14 protein-coding genes and 1 pseudogene are annotated in these 15,211 nt (G+C 67.9%); 6 read left to right on the top strand and 9 right to left on the bottom strand.

Annotation, left to right across the window (positions count from 1 at the left end; translation table 11 throughout):
* Positions 1–66: 66 nt before the first annotated feature.
* The 5 genes from mtnA to ligA form a co-directional block, all read right to left on the bottom strand.
* Entirely contained in the window at positions 67–1,131 is a 1,065-nt protein-coding gene (gene mtnA / locus ABGA94_RS09050; protein ID WP_053497328.1) for an S-methyl-5-thioribose-1-phosphate isomerase, read from the bottom strand.
* A gap of 47 nt (positions 1,132–1,178) precedes the next feature.
* Positions 1,179–1,907: a DUF3011 domain-containing protein gene (locus tag ABGA94_RS09045; RefSeq protein ID WP_005417382.1), complete on the bottom strand. Its 729-nt coding sequence runs from the start codon at positions 1,905–1,907 to the stop codon at positions 1,179–1,181.
* Between the two features lie 138 nt (positions 1,908–2,045).
* Positions 2,046–3,002: an EF-P lysine aminoacylase EpmA gene (gene epmA / locus ABGA94_RS09040; protein ID WP_171955538.1), complete on the bottom strand. Its 957-nt coding sequence runs from the start codon at positions 3,000–3,002 to the stop codon at positions 2,046–2,048.
* On the bottom strand, positions 2,999–3,484 hold the full coding sequence (locus tag ABGA94_RS09035) for a GNAT family N-acetyltransferase (RefSeq protein WP_053497333.1): 486 nt from the start codon (positions 3,482–3,484) through the stop codon (positions 2,999–3,001). The genes epmA and ABGA94_RS09035 overlap by 4 nt, the downstream gene beginning before the upstream one ends.
* A 50-nt stretch (positions 3,485–3,534) precedes the next feature.
* Entirely contained in the window at positions 3,535–6,006 is a 2,472-nt protein-coding gene (ligA, locus tag ABGA94_RS09030; protein WP_375367065.1) for an NAD-dependent DNA ligase LigA, read from the bottom strand.
* 259 nt (positions 6,007–6,265) lie between these two features.
* On the opposite strand from ligA, the gene ABGA94_RS09025 reads away from it, so the two are divergent.
* Positions 6,266–7,390 (top strand): pyridoxal phosphate-dependent aminotransferase, encoded by a 1,125-nt coding sequence (locus tag ABGA94_RS09025; RefSeq protein WP_329888836.1) that lies wholly within the window; start codon positions 6,266–6,268, stop codon positions 7,388–7,390.
* Positions 7,391–7,498: 108 nt separating this feature from the next.
* Here the strand turns inward: ABGA94_RS09025 and ABGA94_RS09020 are convergent.
* From ABGA94_RS09020 to ABGA94_RS09010, 3 genes and pseudogenes are all read right to left on the bottom strand, one after another.
* Positions 7,499–8,359, bottom strand: a pseudogene (locus tag ABGA94_RS09020) (hydroxymethylglutaryl-CoA lyase); the annotation flags it as partial.
* The gene (locus ABGA94_RS09015; protein WP_375367061.1) at positions 8,356–8,757 is read right to left on the bottom strand and encodes a VOC family protein; all 402 of its coding nucleotides are present in this window, start codon (positions 8,755–8,757) and stop codon (positions 8,356–8,358) included. The pseudogene ABGA94_RS09020 and the gene ABGA94_RS09015, both read right to left, overlap by 4 nt.
* A 2-nt stretch (positions 8,758–8,759) precedes the next feature.
* Positions 8,760–9,548 (bottom strand): enoyl-CoA hydratase/isomerase family protein, encoded by a 789-nt coding sequence (locus ABGA94_RS09010; protein WP_005416369.1) that lies wholly within the window; start codon positions 9,546–9,548, stop codon positions 8,760–8,762.
* Between the two features lie 119 nt (positions 9,549–9,667).
* Here ABGA94_RS09010 and ABGA94_RS09005 point away from each other — a divergent pair, with 119 nt between their 5' ends.
* The 3 genes from ABGA94_RS09005 to ABGA94_RS08995 are packed head-to-tail and all read left to right on the top strand — an operon-like array spanning position 9,668 to position 12,038.
* Positions 9,668–9,922 carry a FeoA family protein gene (locus ABGA94_RS09005; RefSeq protein ID WP_005416370.1) on the top strand — a complete coding sequence of 85 codons (255 nt, stop codon included), beginning with the start codon at positions 9,668–9,670 and terminating at the stop codon, positions 9,920–9,922.
* A complete protein-coding gene (locus tag ABGA94_RS09000; protein WP_375367059.1) occupies positions 9,919–11,784 on the top strand; it encodes a ferrous iron transporter B in 1,866 nt (621 codons plus the stop codon). The genes ABGA94_RS09005 and ABGA94_RS09000 overlap by 4 nt, the downstream gene beginning before the upstream one ends.
* On the top strand, positions 11,784–12,038 hold the full coding sequence (locus tag ABGA94_RS08995) for a DUF6587 family protein (protein ID WP_375367057.1): 255 nt from the start codon (positions 11,784–11,786) through the stop codon (positions 12,036–12,038). The genes ABGA94_RS09000 and ABGA94_RS08995 overlap by 1 nt, the downstream gene beginning before the upstream one ends.
* A gap of 95 nt (positions 12,039–12,133) precedes the next feature.
* Here ABGA94_RS08995 and ABGA94_RS08990 read toward each other — a convergent pair whose 3' ends face one another.
* Positions 12,134–12,595 carry a DUF4304 domain-containing protein gene (locus tag ABGA94_RS08990; RefSeq protein ID WP_375367056.1) on the bottom strand — a complete coding sequence of 154 codons (462 nt, stop codon included), beginning with the start codon at positions 12,593–12,595 and terminating at the stop codon, positions 12,134–12,136.
* A 191-nt stretch (positions 12,596–12,786) separates the two neighbouring features.
* On the opposite strand from ABGA94_RS08990, the gene ABGA94_RS08985 reads away from it, so the two are divergent.
* A complete protein-coding gene (locus ABGA94_RS08985) occupies positions 12,787–13,458 on the top strand; it encodes a dihydrodipicolinate reductase C-terminal domain-containing protein (RefSeq protein ID WP_329915964.1) in 672 nt (223 codons plus the stop codon).
* Positions 13,459–13,793: 335 nt separating this feature from the next.
* On the top strand, positions 13,794–14,921 hold the full coding sequence (gene carA, locus ABGA94_RS08980) for a glutamine-hydrolyzing carbamoyl-phosphate synthase small subunit (RefSeq protein ID WP_005416375.1): 1,128 nt from the start codon (positions 13,794–13,796) through the stop codon (positions 14,919–14,921).
* The last annotated feature ends 290 nt before the right edge of the window (positions 14,922–15,211 follow it).

Below are 15,211 nucleotides of genomic sequence, written 5' to 3'. Positions count from 1 at the left end.
TCGGCCGGCAATACGCCGCAGCCGAGCATGGGCTCGGCTCTACAGACGTCCGCGGTCCTGCCCGCCTCAGCCGCCGAAGGCGGCGCGCATGTTCTCGGCGGTCGGGTTCAGGATCACCCCGCGCTCGGTCACGATGGCGTCGATCAGCTCGCCCGGGGTGACATCGAACACCGGGTTCCAGGCGGCAATGCCTTCGGCCACGGTGCGGGCACCGCCCACGCCATACAGCTCACCCGGGTCGCGCTGCTCGATCTCGATCTGGCTGCCGTCCACGGTCTCCATGTCCACGGTCGAGGACGGCGCCACCACCATGAACTTCACGCCGTGGTGGCGTGCGGCAATGGCCAGTTGGTAGGTGCCGATCTTGTTGGCGGTATCACCATTGGCGCAGATGCGGTCTGCGCCCACGATCACCCACTGCACGGCACCGGTCTTCATCAGGTGCGAGGCCGCCGAGTCGGCGATCAGGGTGGCATCGATACCGTCCTGCTGCAGCTCCCACACGGTCAGGCGTGCACCCTGCAGCCACGGCCGGGTCTCGCCGGCGAACACGCGCGCGATGCGGTGCTGGGCCATGCCGGCGCGAATGACGCCCAGCGCGGTACCGAAGCCGGCGGTGGCCAGCGAGCCGGTATTGCAGTGGGTCAGCACACCGCTGCCAGCCTCGATCAGGCCAGCGCCCAGTGCGCCCATGTGGCGGTTGGCCGCCAGGTCTTCCTCTGCGATCGCCTGCGCTTCGGACTCCAGCAACGCCTTCCAGTCGGCGCCGGCAGCGTTCAGGCAACGGCGCATCCGTGCCAGCGCCCAGGCCAGATTGACCGCAGTAGGGCGCGATGCGTTCAGGCGCTGCAGTGCCGGCTCCAGCTGCTGCAACGCGTGCGCACCGTCTGCGGCCTGCACCTCGCGCGCGGCCAGCACCACGCCCCAGGCGGCGGCAATGCCGATCGCCGGCGCGCCACGCACGGTCAGTGCGTGGATGGCGCTGGCAACCTCGTCACTGTCATGGCAGACCACGTGCTCGACCACGAACGGCAGCTTGCGCTGGTCCAGCAGTTGCAAGGCATCGCCGGTCCACAGAATCGGGCGGATGTGGTCGTAACGGGCGTAGTCGATGTCGGAGGCAGTGTTCATGGGCCCATTGTAGGGCCACGCCCCGCGTGGTTGGAGCCTGCCCCGGCTCAATTCACCGAGAATTCGGCGCGGCAGCCGCCATCCACCCAGATCCCGTTGCGGTTCCAGCCCCAGGTGCTGCCTTCCTCGCAGGGCGTGCTGGACAGCTGCTCGGAGACCACAGCACCCACCGAGATGCTCGCGCCGCAGAAGCGGCGCTTCTTCGACTTCGATTCGCAGGTCAGGCGGCGCGGCACATCGACGAAGCGGCCATCCTCGTCGGCCACCTCGAAATCGCCCTGGCAGCCACGGCTGGTCCAGACTTCATTGCGCTTGTAGCCCCATCCCTGGCCTTCCCGGCACGGCAGCACCGACAACTGGCGAAGCAGGCGCACCGGCGCGCCATCCAGGCGTACTGGGCAACTCTGCGGACGGCCATTGGATTCGCAGCGCACCACGCGGCGCACCAGGCGCTTGCCTTCCGTTGCCGCAGGTGCCGCACCCTGCGCACGGCGCGCACGGAATTCGGCGCGGCAGCCAAGGGTGACCCACACGCCGCTGCGGTCGGTGCCCCACTCGCTGCCGCGGATGCAGCTGTTGCTCGACAGCTGGCGCACCAGATCGACGCCGTTGGCCACATCGATGTCGCAGTGCACCCAGCCCATGTCGCGGGACTCACAGGTCACCACTTCATCGTCGTAGCCCACCTGCTGGGCCGACGCCGGCGACGGCAGCCAGGCACCCCAGAGCGCAATGGAGTACATCGGTGCAGCGACAACCGCAAACCACTTGACCAAAGCCTTCCCCAGCAGGAATGGATGAACTGCATGCCAGTGTCCGGCATTGGCCGTGATAAGAGCATCATCCTGCTTACCGACGCAAGCGCACAGAGCCCGCGTTTCGTTCAGCCTGCGATGTTCAGCAACACGCGGGCGTCACGCGTGGGCAAAGTCGTAGGCCAGCACATCGGCAATGCGTGGCGTGCGGTTCATCGCCATCAGCAGGCGATCGACACCCACCGCCACGCCGGCACAGGCCGGCAACGCTGGCAACGCCGCCAGCAGCGCCTCATCCAGTGGCGGCTGCACCTGCCCGCGTTCGTGGCGGCGCTGCTGGTCGCGCCGGAAGCGGGCGCGCTGCTCGTCGGCGTCGTTCAGTTCGTGATAGCCGTTGGCCAGCTCCACTGCACCCAGGTAGAGCTCGAAACGCTCGGCCAGCGGCGGCGTGCCGGCGCGGATGCGTGCCAGCGCGGCCTGGCTGGCTGGCCAGTCATGCACTACGGTCATCACCGCGTCGTCGAAATGCGGCTGGATACGATGGGTCATCAGCAGGTCGAGCCAGTCATCACGGGTCAATCCGACCGGGTCAATGTGCACCTCGCCCAACGCGGCACGCAGCGTGGACTCATCCGCCTTGAACGGATCCACGCCAAGGTGCTGCTGGAACAGCTCACGGTAACTCAGCACGTGCAGCGTTGCACGGCGTCCAACCAGGGCCAGCGCCTGTCCGATCAGCTCGGCGGTCTCCTGTACCAACCGATGGTGGTCCCAGCCGACCCGATACCACTCCAGCATGGTGAACTCGGGGTTGTGGCGGCCGCCGGCCTCACCGTTGCGGAATACCCGACCCAGCTCGTAGCAGTCGCCCACACCGGCCGCCAGCAGGCGCTTGAGCGGATACTCCGGCGAAGTGCGCAGCCAGCGACGACGGCCACCGGCATCGACATGGCCGGTGAAATCGGTATGGAAGCTGTCGATGTTCGGCTCGGTGTTGCCTGCCACCGACAGGATCGGCGTTTCCACCTCCAGCACATCGCGCTCGGCGAAGAAGCGGCGCACCAGCGCATTGAGCTCGGCACGCTGCTGCAGCGCGCGCAGCAGGGCCTCGCTCACAGGATGCCCTCCGGGCGCGGATGGTCGAGCGGCAGGGTCAGCAGATCGCGCGTATCGTCGATGTAGCCGCTGGCCAGGTACAGGCGGCGTGCCAGTTCGTTGTGGTGGTTCACTTCCAGGCGAAGGCGACTGACGCCACGACCGCGAGCGCGCTGTTCGCAGATGGCCAGCGCCTGCTTGCCGCGGCCACGACCGCGCGCACGATGGCTCAGGTACAGCTCGTCCAGCAGCATGAAGTGGCCGCCCTGCTCCAGGCTGAAGCCCATCGCGATCACCGCGTAGCCGACTACCTCGCCCGCCTCGTCCATCCACAACAGCACTTCGCCATTGCGCGGATCGGCCAGCAGCGCGTCCACGCCGCGACGCACGCGCGCGTCATCGAAGTCGATCCTGTCTTCGGCGTAGAACTCGCGCATCAGCGCGATCAACAGCTCCTCGTCGGCACGGGTGGCCAGGCGGAAATCCAGCGGGGCGGTCTGCATCGGTGTTCCTTTGTGTTTCATGCCGGGCGCGGGGACACCCGGCGGGATCGTCACTCGTGTTCGGCCAGATAGGCCAGCAGGCGGTCTTCGTCCCACACCGGCACGCCCAGCGACTGCGCCTTGTCCAGCTTGGAACCGGCTTCGGTACCGGCGACCACGAAGCTGGTCTTCTTCGAGACGCTGCCGGAGACCTTTGCACCGAGGGCCTCCAGGCGCTCCTTGGCGGCATCGCGGGTGAGCTGGGCCAGGGTGCCGGTCAGCACCACGGTCTGTCCATCCAGCGGGCCGGCCACGATCTCGGCCAGCGCCGGTGCCTTGGCCAGGATCTGCTGCATCGCCTTCTCGGCTGCCAGCAGCATCGCGCCATGGCCCTCGCTGTCCAGCCACTGGGCCAGGCCACGCGCGGTGTCGTCCGGCAATCCTGCGTTGACGAACTGCCCATGCTCGGCGTCGAGCACCGCCTGGGCACCGGGCAAAGCGGCCACCAGTTTCTCCGCGCGCAGGCGGGTGATGCCGGGAATCTCTGATTCGACCAACAGCTGCGCCAGGTCCAGCCCCTCGCGCAGCCTGGGGCTGGGCGCGTGCACATCGCTGATGCGGACCTGGCCGACCTGCAGCAGGTCATCGATGGCCTGCTGGTTGCCCTGCTGCTCGAAGAAGTGGCCGAGCGACCGCGCCACTTCGCCACCGATGTCCGGCACGCGCTTGAACAATGGCCACGGCAGGTGGCGGATCAGTTCCAGGTCACCGAACCACTGCGCCAGCGCCTTGGCCGTGCTTTCGCCCACGTGCTCGATGCCCAGCGCGAACAGCAGCCGTTCCAGCGTGGCGGCACGACTGGCGTCGATGGCCGCGATCAGGTTGTCGGCCCACTTGGTCGCGATCTTCTTCGTGTTCCATTCGAAGCGGGCCGGCTGCGCCAGCGCCTGCGCGCGCCAGCCCGGATCGTTGCCGTCCAGCCTGAGCACCGCATTGAGCACCGCGCCACTGCCTTCAGCCGGCAGGTGCAGCTTCAGTGCGGCGGCCAGCGCCGAGGGATCTTCAGCGTCCAGCACCAGCTTCAGGTGCAGCAGCTGGTCACGACTGAGCCGGTACAGGTCGGCCACGCTCTTGACGATGCCAGCGTCGACCAGGGTTTCAATGTACTTGTCGCCCAGGCCGTCGATGTCCATCGCGCGGCGCGAAGCGAAATGGGCAATGGCTTCCTTGCGCTGCGCCGGGCAGGACAGCTCGCCCGAACAGCGCCATGCGGCCGCCCCTTCCTCGCGCACGATCTCCGAGCCGCACACCGGGCAGCGCGTCGGCATCTGCCAGGGCGTGGTGCCCTGCGGGCGGCGATCGAGGATGACGCTGACCACTTCCGGGATCACGTCGCCGGCACGGCGCACGATCACGCTGTCGCCGACGCGCACGTCGAGGCGTGCGATCTGGTCGGCGTTGTGCAGCGTGGCGTTGGACACGATCACGCCGGCCACGGCCACCGGTGCCAGCCGCGCGACCGGTGTGGCCGCACCGGTGCGGCCGATCTGGATCTCGATCGCCTCCACCGTGGTGCTCTGTTCCTGTGCCGGGAACTTGTGCGCGATGGCCCAGCGCGGCGCGCGCGAAACGAACCCCATCGCCTGCTGGCCGGCACGGTCATCGAGCTTGTAGACCACGCCATCGATGTCGAACGGCAGGCTGTCGCGACGCTCGCCGATGTCACGGTAGTAGCCGAGCAGGCCGTCGGTGCCTTCCACCACCTTGCACAACTCGCTGACCGGAAAGCCCCAGGCACCGAGCTGCGCCAGCGTGCCCGAATGGGTATCGGGCAGCTCGCCGCCCTGCACTTCACCGGTACCGTAGGCAAAGAAGCTCAACCTGCGCTGCGCACTGATCTTCGGGTCGAGCTGGCGCAGCGACCCGGCCGCCGCATTGCGCGGGTTGGCCAGCACCTTGCCGCCGTGCAGGCGCGCACGTTCGTTGTATGCCTCGAAATCGGCACGCGCCATGTAGACTTCGCCGCGCACCTCCAGCACGTCCGGCCAGTCCTTGCCGTGCAGCCAGTTGGGAACATCGCCGATCTCGCGCAGGTTGGCGGTCACGTCCTCGCCGGTGCTGCCATCGCCGCGGGTCGCGCCGAGCACGAAATGACCATCCTCATAGCGCAGGCTGATCGCCAGGCCGTCCATCTTCGGCTCGGCCGAAAACTGCAGGCTGCGGCGGCCCAGGCGTTCATCGATGCGGCGCACGAAATCCGCCACTTCCTCATCGCTGAAGGCGTTGGACAGCGACAACATCGGCACCGCATGGCGGACTTCGGGGAAACGGCCGGAGGGACGCGCGCCGACCTGCTGGGTCGGACTGTCGGCCCGGGCCAGTTCCGGATGTTCGCGCTCCAGTGCTTCCAGCTCGCGCACCATCCGGTCGTAGTCGATGTCGGGGATCTCCGGGGCGTCCAGCTCATGGTAGGCGCGGTTGGCCTGGGCGATCTGCCGGCGGAGATCTTCGGCGCGTTCGGCGGGGCTGGAGCTCATCGGAATCCGGTGGTTCTGGGATGGCCGGGGATTCTACCGCGCCCGGCCGTCAGGCCCTGTAATGCCCCCCCCTTCGCAGCGCCGAGCCATGCTCGACGGGCGCCCCCCCTGCCCTGGTGGATGCCAACCATCTCCCCGCCCCGGCAGGTGCCCAACCTTGGTTGGCACACCTGCAGCCGACCATGGCTCGGCACTACAAAAAGCGGGCTTGCCGCCCACCGCAACCAGCGCTAGCGTGCGAAGGCTACTCCTCGGAATCCCACCCGTGACCCTGCCTGCTTCCCGTAGACGCTTCCTGCAACTGGCCGGTGCCGGCCTCGCCGTCGCTGGCAGCGGACTGCCGCGGCTTGGCCAGGCCCAACCTGCGGCCGCCGTCGCCCCGGCCCCTGCCGAAGGCGTGGTACTGCTGAACTTCAACGAGTGCCCCTACGGCCCCTCGCCGGCGGCCCAGCAGGCCGCGCGCGACAGTATCGCCAGTTGCGGCCGCTACCGCTTCGCCCTGGCCGCACAGGTGCGCGATGCCTTCATCGAGCAGGCACGCATTCCGGCCGACCACGTGCGCCTCTATCCCGGCTCAAGCGAGCCGTTGAACCGCGCCGCCACGGTGTGGACCGGGCCGCAGGCGGGATTGGTGGTGGCCGACCCGACCTTCGAGACGCTGGGCGAGGTCGCCGCTGCTCGCGGCGCCCATGTGCAGAAGGTGCCGCTGCGCGACGACGGCGCGCATGACCTGCGTGCGATGGTCGCCGCCGCGCAAGCGCGCCCGACCGGGCTGGTGTATGTGTGCAATCCGAACAACCCGACCGGTTCGATCAGCCCACCGGATGAGCTCGCCTGGCTGCTGGCCCACAAGCCCGCATCGACCCGCGTGCTGGTCGACGAGGCCTACCTGCAGTACAGCGAGCAGCCGAGCCTGATCGCGCATGTAGCGCAGCGCGATGACCTGATCGTGCTGCGCACGTTCTCCAAGCTGTACGGCATGGCCGGCCTGCGCCTGGGCGTGGCGGCCGCACATCCCGACCGCCTGCGCGAACTGGCCAGCCTGGGTGACAACCCACTGCCCGTGCCAGCACTGGCCGCAGCACTGGCCAGCCTGCAGGATCCCCAGTTGATCGCGCAGCGGCGCCTGCAGAATGCCCAGGTGCGGCAGGCCACCATCGCGTGGCTGGGCAAGCGTGGTTTCAGCTGCGTCCCGTCGGAAGCGAACTGCTTCGTGGTGGATGTGCAGCGCGACGGTGCCGCCTTTGCCAAGGCGATGGCAGACAACGGCGTGATCATTGGCCGCAGCTGGCCGATCTGGCCACAGCGCGTGCGCGTGACCGTCGGCACCGAAGACGAGATGGCCGCATTCCGCCGTGCGTTCGCCAAGGTGGCCGGCGTACCGGCCTGACCCCGTTGGTGGGGGCGAACTTGGTTCGCCCCATCCACGCATGGCGTGGATCTGCTGTTGTGGATGCCGACCGTTGGTCGGGTGGCCGGCATAGCGCGCGCTGTACAGGCCGGGCGCGCCGCCGAGTGCGTCGACGATCAGGCCCGAATCATCGGCCAGTGCCGGCAGGTCCACGCCGCTGTCCAGGCCCAGGCCCTGCAGCAGGTAGACCACATCCTCGCTGGCGACGTTGCCGCTGGCGCCCTTGGCATACGGGCAGCCACCGGCGCCGGAGACCGCGCTGTCGACCACGCGCACGCCTTCTTCCAGGCAGGTGGCGATGTTGGCGATGGCTTGGCCGTAGGTGTCGTGGAAGTGCACGGCCAGTGCCGTCATCGGAATCTCGGCGGCAACCGCCTGCAGCATCGCCCGTGCCTTGCGCGGGGTGCCGACGCCGATGGTGTCGCCCAGTGAGATTTCGTAACAACCCATCTGGTGCAGGGCGCGCGCCACCCGCACCACGTCGGCCAGCGGCACCTCGCCCTGGTAAGGGCAGCCGAGCACGGTGGAGACGTAGCCGCGCACGCGCACGCCATCGGCGGCGGCGCGGCGCAGGATGGGCTCGAACCGGGCCAGCGACTCGTCGATGCCGGCATTGGTATTGGTGCGGTTGAACGCCTCGGACGCGGCAGTGAACACCGCCACCTCCTCGACGCCGACCGCACGGGCGCGGTCGTAGCCCTGTTCGTTCGGTACCAGCACCGGGTAGTGGACACCTGGCCTGCGCTGGATGCCGGCATAGACCTCGGCGGCGTCGGCCAGTTGCGGGATCCACTTCGGGCTGACGAAGCTGGTCGCCTCGATGCTGCGCAGGCCGGTGGCCGACAGGCGGTTGATCAGTTCGATCTTGTCGGCGGTGGACACCGACTGCTTTTCGTTCTGCAGGCCATCACGCGGGCCGACCTCGACAATGCGGACGTAATCGCTCATGCGGCTGCCCCATCGGCGGGGCGGTGGCAGACCGCTTCGATGTTGTTGCCGTCCGGGTCGAGCACGAAGGCCGCGTAGTAATCCGGGTGATACCACGGGCGCAGGCCTGGCGCGCCGTTGTCGCGGCCGCCGGCGGCGAGCGCGGCGGCATGGAAGGCATCCACCTGCGCACGGCGGGTGCAGGCGAAGGCCACGTGCACGCCGTGACTGGCGGTGCCGCCATTGCCGAGCCAGAAGAACGGCTTGCCGTCGCTGCCGAAGCCGACGTGGTCGTGGTCGCCGGTCTGTTCGGCGCTCACTTCCATCACCACGCCGATCTGCAGCGGCGCCAGTGCCTGCAGGAAGAAGGTCCTGCTGCGCGCCAGGTCGGCGCTGGTCAAACCAAGATGATCAAGCATGTTCAGGCTTCCGTGACCCAGTGGGGGGCGCGCTTGTCGAGGAAGGCGCCCAGGCCCTCCTGGCCCTCGGCGGACACCCGCAGGCGCGCGATCAGGGCGGCATTATCCCGATCCAGCGCGTCGCGGTCATGGCTGTCGCGGACCTGCCGCACCAGCTGCTTGGCGGTGGACGAGGCGATCGGGCCGGCCTTGTCGAGCAGGGCCAGCTGGCGTTCCAGGGCTTCGTCCAGGCGTTCGGGCTCGACCAGCTGGTGGACCAGGCCGATGCGCAGCGCGGTGTCGGCATCGAAGTGCTCGCCGGTGGCGAACCAGCGCCGCGCCTGGCGCGGGCCGATGGCCTCGATCACGTAGGGCGAGATCACCGCCGGCAGCAGGCCGAGGCGGCTTTCGGTCAGGCCGAAGCGGGCCGAGGTGCTGGCGATGGCGATGTCGCAGCAGGCGACCAGGCCGACGCCGCCCCCGAAGGCGGCGCCATGGACCCGGGCCAGGGTCGGCTTGGGCAGCTCGTCCAGGGTGCGCATCAGCCGCGCCAGGGCCAGCGAGTCCTCGCGGTTGTCGGCCTCGCTGGCGGCGGCCATGCCGCGCATCCACTGCATGTCGGCACCGGCCGAGAAGGAAGCGCCGTGACCGGCGACCACCACGGCCCGGACCGAATCATCGCCGCCGGCGGCTTCCAGTGCGGCAGTCAGCCGGGCGATCAGGCTGGCGTCAAAGGCGTTGTGCAGCTCCGGCCGGTTCAGCCAGAGGGTGAGGACAGCGCCACGGCGCTCGATCTGCAAAGCATCGTTCATGGGATTCCAGGGTCACTCCATACCTGTATGGATCATAGCGGGCCATTGGTCATGGGCCATGACGCGACGCGGGAATGTTAGAATCGAGAACCATTTACATCCAGCAGAGAACACGCTAGATGACGCTGTCCGAACTGCCGCTGCACACCTCGGCCGTGGTCGAGTCCGTGCAGGACCTGCATGCCAACGATGCCATTGCCCGTCGCCTGCGCGAGCTGGGTTTCGTGAATGGCGAGGAAGTACGCTTGGTGGCCAAGGGCCCGGTGGGGGGCGAGCCGCTGCTGGTGCAGGTCGGGTTCACCCGGTTCGCGCTGCGGATCAGTGAAGCCAAGCGCGTCGTGGTCGACGCTGCCAGCCAGGAACGACGTGCATGACCGCCACTGTCTCCGCCTCACCGCTGCGCATCGCGCTGGTAGGGAACCCCAACAGTGGCAAGACCGCGCTGTTCAACCAGCTGACCGGCAGCCGGCAGAAGGTCGCCAACTACACCGGCGTCACCGTAGAGCGCAAGGAAGGTCGCCTGCGCGCGCCGTCCGGCCGCGAATTCGCCGTGCTCGACCTGCCGGGTGCCTACAGCCTGCATCCGGCCAGCCTGGATGAGGCGATCACCCGTGACCTGTGCCGGGGCTTCTACCCGGGCGAAGCTGCGCCGGACGTGCTGCTGTGCGTGATCGACGCCACCAACCTGCGCCTGCACCTGCGCTTCGCGCTGGAGCTGCGTGAGCTGGGCAAGCCGATGGTGGTCGCCCTGAACATGGTCGATGCGGCCCAGCGCCGTGGCATCCAGGTGGACGTGGCCGCGCTGGAGCGCGAGCTGGGCGTACCGGTGGTGGAGACCGTAGCGGTGCGCAAGCAGGGTGCCAAGGCCCTGGTCGAACGCCTCGATGCGATGGTGCCGCACCTGGATGCACCGGTGCTGGGCCCGGAAGGTGGCATCGACTACCACGCCAAGGTGCGCGAGATCCTGTCGGTCGCCGTGCGGATGCCGGCGCGGACCGCGAAGATCGACGACGCGCTGGACCGCTGGCTGCTGCACCCGGTGTTCGGGCTGATCAGCCTTGCAGTGGTGATGTTCCTGATCTTCCAGGCGGTGTACGCCTGGGCGACGCCGTTGATGGATGGCATCGAGGCTGGCTTCGCCTGGCTCGGTGCTCTCGTTGGCAGCGTGTTGCCGGAGGGTCCGCTGGCCAGCCTGCTGACCGATGGCATCATCGCCGGCGTCGGTGGCGTGGTGGTGTTCCTGCCGCAGATCCTGATCCTGTTCTTCTTCATCCTGGTGCTGGAGGAATCCGGCTACCTGCCACGTGCGGCGTTCCTGCTCGACCGCATGATGGCCGCCGCCGGCCTGTCCGGCCGCTCGTTCATCCCGCTGCTGTCCAGCTTCGCCTGCGCGGTGCCGGGCATCATGTCCACGCGCAGCATCCAGGACCCGCGTGACCGCCTGGCCACCATCCTGGTCGCACCGCTGATGACCTGCTCGGCGCGCCTGCCGGTGTACGCCCTGCTGATCGGTGCGTTCATTCCGCAGAAGACGGTGTGGGGGGTGTTCAACCAGCAGGGCCTGGTCCTGTTCGGCCTGTACGCCGCCGGCATCCTCAGTGCGCTGGCGATGTCCTGGATCATGAAGAAGTGGCGCCGCGACAAGAGCGAGCATCCGCTGATGCTGGAGCTGCCGTCGTACCGCCTGCCACATGTGCGTGACCTGGCGGTCGGCCTGTATGAGCGCGGCATGATCTTCCTAAAGCGCGTCGGCGGCATCATCCTGGCGCTGACCATCCTGCTGTGGGTGTTGCTGTCGTTCCCGGCGGCCCCGGCCGATGCCACGATGCCGGCCATCGACTACAGCTACGCCGGCCGGATCGGCCATGCGATGGCGGTGTTCTTCGCACCGCTGGGCTTCAACTGGCAGATCTGCATCGCGCTGATTCCGGGCCTGGCCGCGCGTGAGGTGGCGGTGTCTTCGCTGGCCACCGTGTATGCGCTGTCGGCCGCCGATGACGATGCCGCCAGCCAAGCGCTGACCCCGTTGATCAGCGATGGCTGGTCGCTGGCCACGGCCCTGTCGCTGCTGGTCTGGTACATCTACGCCCCGATGTGCATCTCGACGCTGGCGACCATCAAGCGCGAGACCAACTCGTGGAAGCAGATGGGCTTTGCCGCGTTCTACCTGTTTGCCGCGGCTTACGTGGCCGCGCTGATCACCTACCAGGTGACCAGGGCGCTGGGAGGCGGCTGATGGAGACCGGGCTGCTGATCCAGTACCTGATCATCGCGGTGGCCGTGCTGGTCAGTGCCTGGGTGGTACTGAAGAAGCAGTTCCCGGGTACCGTGCGCACGCTGCGCGGGGCCTTGGCGCTGGCCCTGCTGAAGCCGGGTCGCGCGGCCTGGCTGCAGGCGCTGGGGCGGAAGATCGCACCGCCGGCCAGCGGTGGGGGCGGTGCCTGTGGGGGGTGCGACAGCTGCGGGCCGACTCCGCCGAAGCAGCACTGACGCTGCTTTTCCTGCTCTGGTGGGTGCAAACCCTGGTTCGCACACTTGCGGGCTTCATCCACGCATGGCGTGGATCTACCGGACGCAGGCCAGATTCAGACTTCTCTGCGGATGAGCGCCCGGAAGTTCCCGTCCCGGTTCAATCGCCGCACCGATTCGCGGTTTCCATGGGCTGCTGCGAAACCCGCCACGTCGGCCAGGGCATCGAGCAGCAGGGCCTTCAGCGCGTCGCGGTTGCCGGCCTCCAGCAGGTCATCAAGATCCTGCTGGATGAAGGTCCGGCGCAGGCCCGGCGTTTCTTCGATCCGCCAGTCGACATGGGGCGTGGGAATGCTGGAGCGGTACCGGAAAGCCGTTTCAAGATCGTCAGGCGCGAGGGGATACGCGAGCAGCTCTGGAAAGTAGAGTCCAGCATTCACATAGAAGCCCCGGCTTTCGCTGGCGCGCTGGTGATTAACGACAAGCAGGGCGGCATCCAGCAAGCGGTAGCGCGTGGTCGACGTCCCGGCATAACCGGTCTTCCTGGCGCACTTGCTGAAGACGGTCGAGGATTTCATGGGTTTTGCCTGGGCTGAGGGAAGGGCCACAGACTTGAAGGGGAGCGTTGCCGCGTCCAGTGGCAAACCCGTCACCGCAGGGGCATGCAGCATCGCAGCGATGGCGCTTGCCGGAGCGGGCGTGCTGCCGCTAGCCTGCAGGCATGAACCAGACTCCCCTGCGATTGCTCATTCACGGTGCCTCCGGGCGCATGGGCCAAGCCCTGCTGCGGCTGGCCGCCGAACATTCCGAAACCCTGCAGATCGTGGCCGCCGTGACCGGTCGCGCGCCGGCCCAGCGCGTAGTCGACGGTGTGCCGTTCTTCGCGGCCAGCGAACTGCCCGGTGCGCCGGTGTTCGACGTGGCCATTGACTTCAGCCTGCCGGAGGGCTTCGACCCGCTGCTGGCGCTGTGCGTGGATCGCGGGGCAGGGCTGGTGTCGGGTACCACCGGCATTTCCAGCACGCAGCGCCAGGCGTTGGATGCGGCAGCGGCGAAGATCCCGCTGGTATGGGCCTCGAACTTCAGCCTGGGCGTGGCGGTACTGGACGAACTGGTGGAGCGCGCGGCGCAGGCGCTGGCCGGCTGGGACTGCGACATCGTCGAATCGCACCACACCCAGAAGAAGGACGCGCCATCGGGCACTGCATTGACCCTGGGCGCGGCCGCGCAGCGGGGCGGGGCGGAGCCGCACTACGCCAGCCTGCGCGCCGGCGACATCGTCGGCGAGCACCTGGTGCAGTTCACCGGGCTGGGCGAGCGCATCGAGCTGGTACACCGGGCCACCAACCGCGACATCTTCGCCCGCGGCGCCCTGTTTGCCGCCCGCCAGCTGCGGGGCCGGGCCCCGGGCAGCTACCGCGTGCGGGACCTGCTGCAGTAAGGCGGGCTGATTCCTGGGGCTGGATCCCTTTCCAGCGGAGAGGGCTCTGACCCCATCCGAGGGCGCCTGGGGTCAGAGCCTTTCCCATTCGGGAATGGATCCGACCCCGCCTCCGGCCCGCATACGCCGCCGGATTGAAATGAATGCGCAATCGCCTGTTCATGAAGCGCGATAACCGCTGGCGTGAGCGTCCCGGCAGCGCTACAATTCGCACTCGCCGAATCACGAAAGCCGGACCGGTCCCAGACCGTACGTCCGCGCTTTTTTGCAACCGGATTTCCGTGAAGCGCAGGCGTGACTTCGGCAGCCCCCTCGGTAGCCAAAGTGAGATTCCCGTGACCCAAGCCGCAATCCTCGTCCTCGAAGACGGCACCGTATTCGAGGGCGAATCCGTAGGCGCGCCCGGCCTGTCCGTCGGTGAAGTGGTGTTCAACACCGCCATGACCGGCTATCAGGAAGTGTTGACCGACCCGTCCTACGCCCGGCAGATGGTCACGCTGACCTATCCGCATATCGGCAACACCGGCATGACCGACCAGGACGACGAAGCGTCCAAGGTTTGGTCGGCCGGCCTGATCGTGCGCGACGTTCCGCGCCGCCCCAGCAACTGGCGCAGCCAGGTGTCGCTGCAGGACTGGCTGATCCAGCGTGGCGTGGTCGCCATCGCCGGCATCGACACCCGCAAACTGACCCGCATCCTGCGCGAGAAGGGTGCGCAGAACGGTGCGCTGATGGCCGGCGACATCGACGTGGAAAAGGCACTGGAAGCCGCCCGCAAGTTCCCGGGGCTGAAGGGCATGGATCTGGCCAAGGTCGTCACTACCGAGAAGACCTACACCTGGACCGAGGGCCAGCTGGACCTGGATGCCAACGCCTTCGTCAGCGTGCCGGCCAAGTACAAGGTCGTGGCCTACGACTTCGGCGTGAAGACCAACATCCTGCGCATGCTGGCCGAGCGCGGCTGCGAAGTGACCGTGGTGCCGGCGCAGACCCCGGCCGCCGAGGTGCTGGCACTGAAGCCGGACGGCGTGTTCCTGTCCAACGGCCCGGGTGACCCGGAACCGTGCGACTACGCCATCGAAGCGATCAAGACCTTCATCGACGTGAAGATCCCGACCTTCGGCATCTGCCTGGGCCACCAGCTGCTGGGCCTGGCCTCGGGCGCGCAGACCATGAAGATGGGCCACGGCCACCACGGTGCCAACCACCCGGTGCAGGACCTGGACAGCGGCCGGGTGATGATCACCTCGCAGAACCACGGTTTCGCGATCGATGAAGCAACCCTGCCGCCGACCCTGCGCGTGACCCACCGTTCGCTGTTTGACGGCACCAACCAGGGCGTCGCCCGCACCGACGTGCCGGCGTTCTCGTTCCAGGGCCATCCGGAAGCATCCCCGGGCCCGCACGACGTCGGTCCGTTGTTCGACCGCTTCGTGGTGCTGATGGAGCAGGCCAAGGCGTGATCAGTACGCCGCCGGCCTGCCGGTGGCGTCGCGATGGACCGTAAACCCCGCATCGCTGCTGCCCCCGGCGCGGCGATGCGGATCAAGATTCCTGATCGACAGCGTGCGATCACCCCCCTTGTCACGCTGTACTGACTTAGAGAAGAAAATGCCCAAGCGCACTGACCTCAAGACCATCCTCATCATCGGTGCTGGCCCGATCGTCATCGGCCAGGCCTGCGAGTTCGACTACTCCGGTGCCCAAGCCTGCAAGGCCCTGCGTGACGAGGGTTACCGCGTGGTGCTGGTCA

It is taken from the genome of Stenotrophomonas sp. 3diitr2024, from assembly GCF_042136455.1.
GTDB classification, from domain to species: domain Bacteria; phylum Pseudomonadota; class Gammaproteobacteria; order Xanthomonadales; family Xanthomonadaceae; genus Stenotrophomonas; species Stenotrophomonas sepilia.
Note: the sequence above shows the minus strand (reverse complement) of the source record. Positions and strands in the feature narration are given on the sequence as shown.

Bases quoted from the DNA above. Each gene is read 5' to 3' on its own strand.
- ABGA94_RS09005 (WP_005416370.1), top strand. From the start codon at position 9,668: ATGACGCTGTCCGAACTGCCGCTGCACACCTCGGCCGTGGTCGAGTCC.
- ABGA94_RS08995 (WP_375367057.1), top strand. From the start codon at position 11,784: ATGGAGACCGGGCTGCTGATCCAGTACCTGATCATCGCGGTGGCCGTG.
- ABGA94_RS08985 (WP_329915964.1), top strand. From the start codon at position 12,787: ATGGGCCAAGCCCTGCTGCGGCTGGCCGCCGAACATTCCGAAACCCTG.
- ABGA94_RS09000 (WP_375367059.1), top strand. From the start codon at position 9,919: ATGACCGCCACTGTCTCCGCCTCACCGCTGCGCATCGCGCTGGTAGGG.
- mtnA (WP_053497328.1), bottom strand. From the start codon at position 1,131: ATGAACACTGCCTCCGACATCGACTACGCCCGTTACGACCACATCCGC.
- ABGA94_RS09015 (WP_375367061.1), bottom strand. From the start codon at position 8,757: ATGCTTGATCATCTTGGTTTGACCAGCGCCGACCTGGCGCGCAGCAGG.
- ABGA94_RS09010 (WP_005416369.1), bottom strand. From the start codon at position 9,548: ATGAACGATGCTTTGCAGATCGAGCGCCGTGGCGCTGTCCTCACCCTC.
- ABGA94_RS08990 (WP_375367056.1), bottom strand. From the start codon at position 12,595: ATGAAATCCTCGACCGTCTTCAGCAAGTGCGCCAGGAAGACCGGTTAT.
- ABGA94_RS09035 (WP_053497333.1), bottom strand. From the start codon at position 3,484: ATGCAGACCGCCCCGCTGGATTTCCGCCTGGCCACCCGTGCCGACGAG.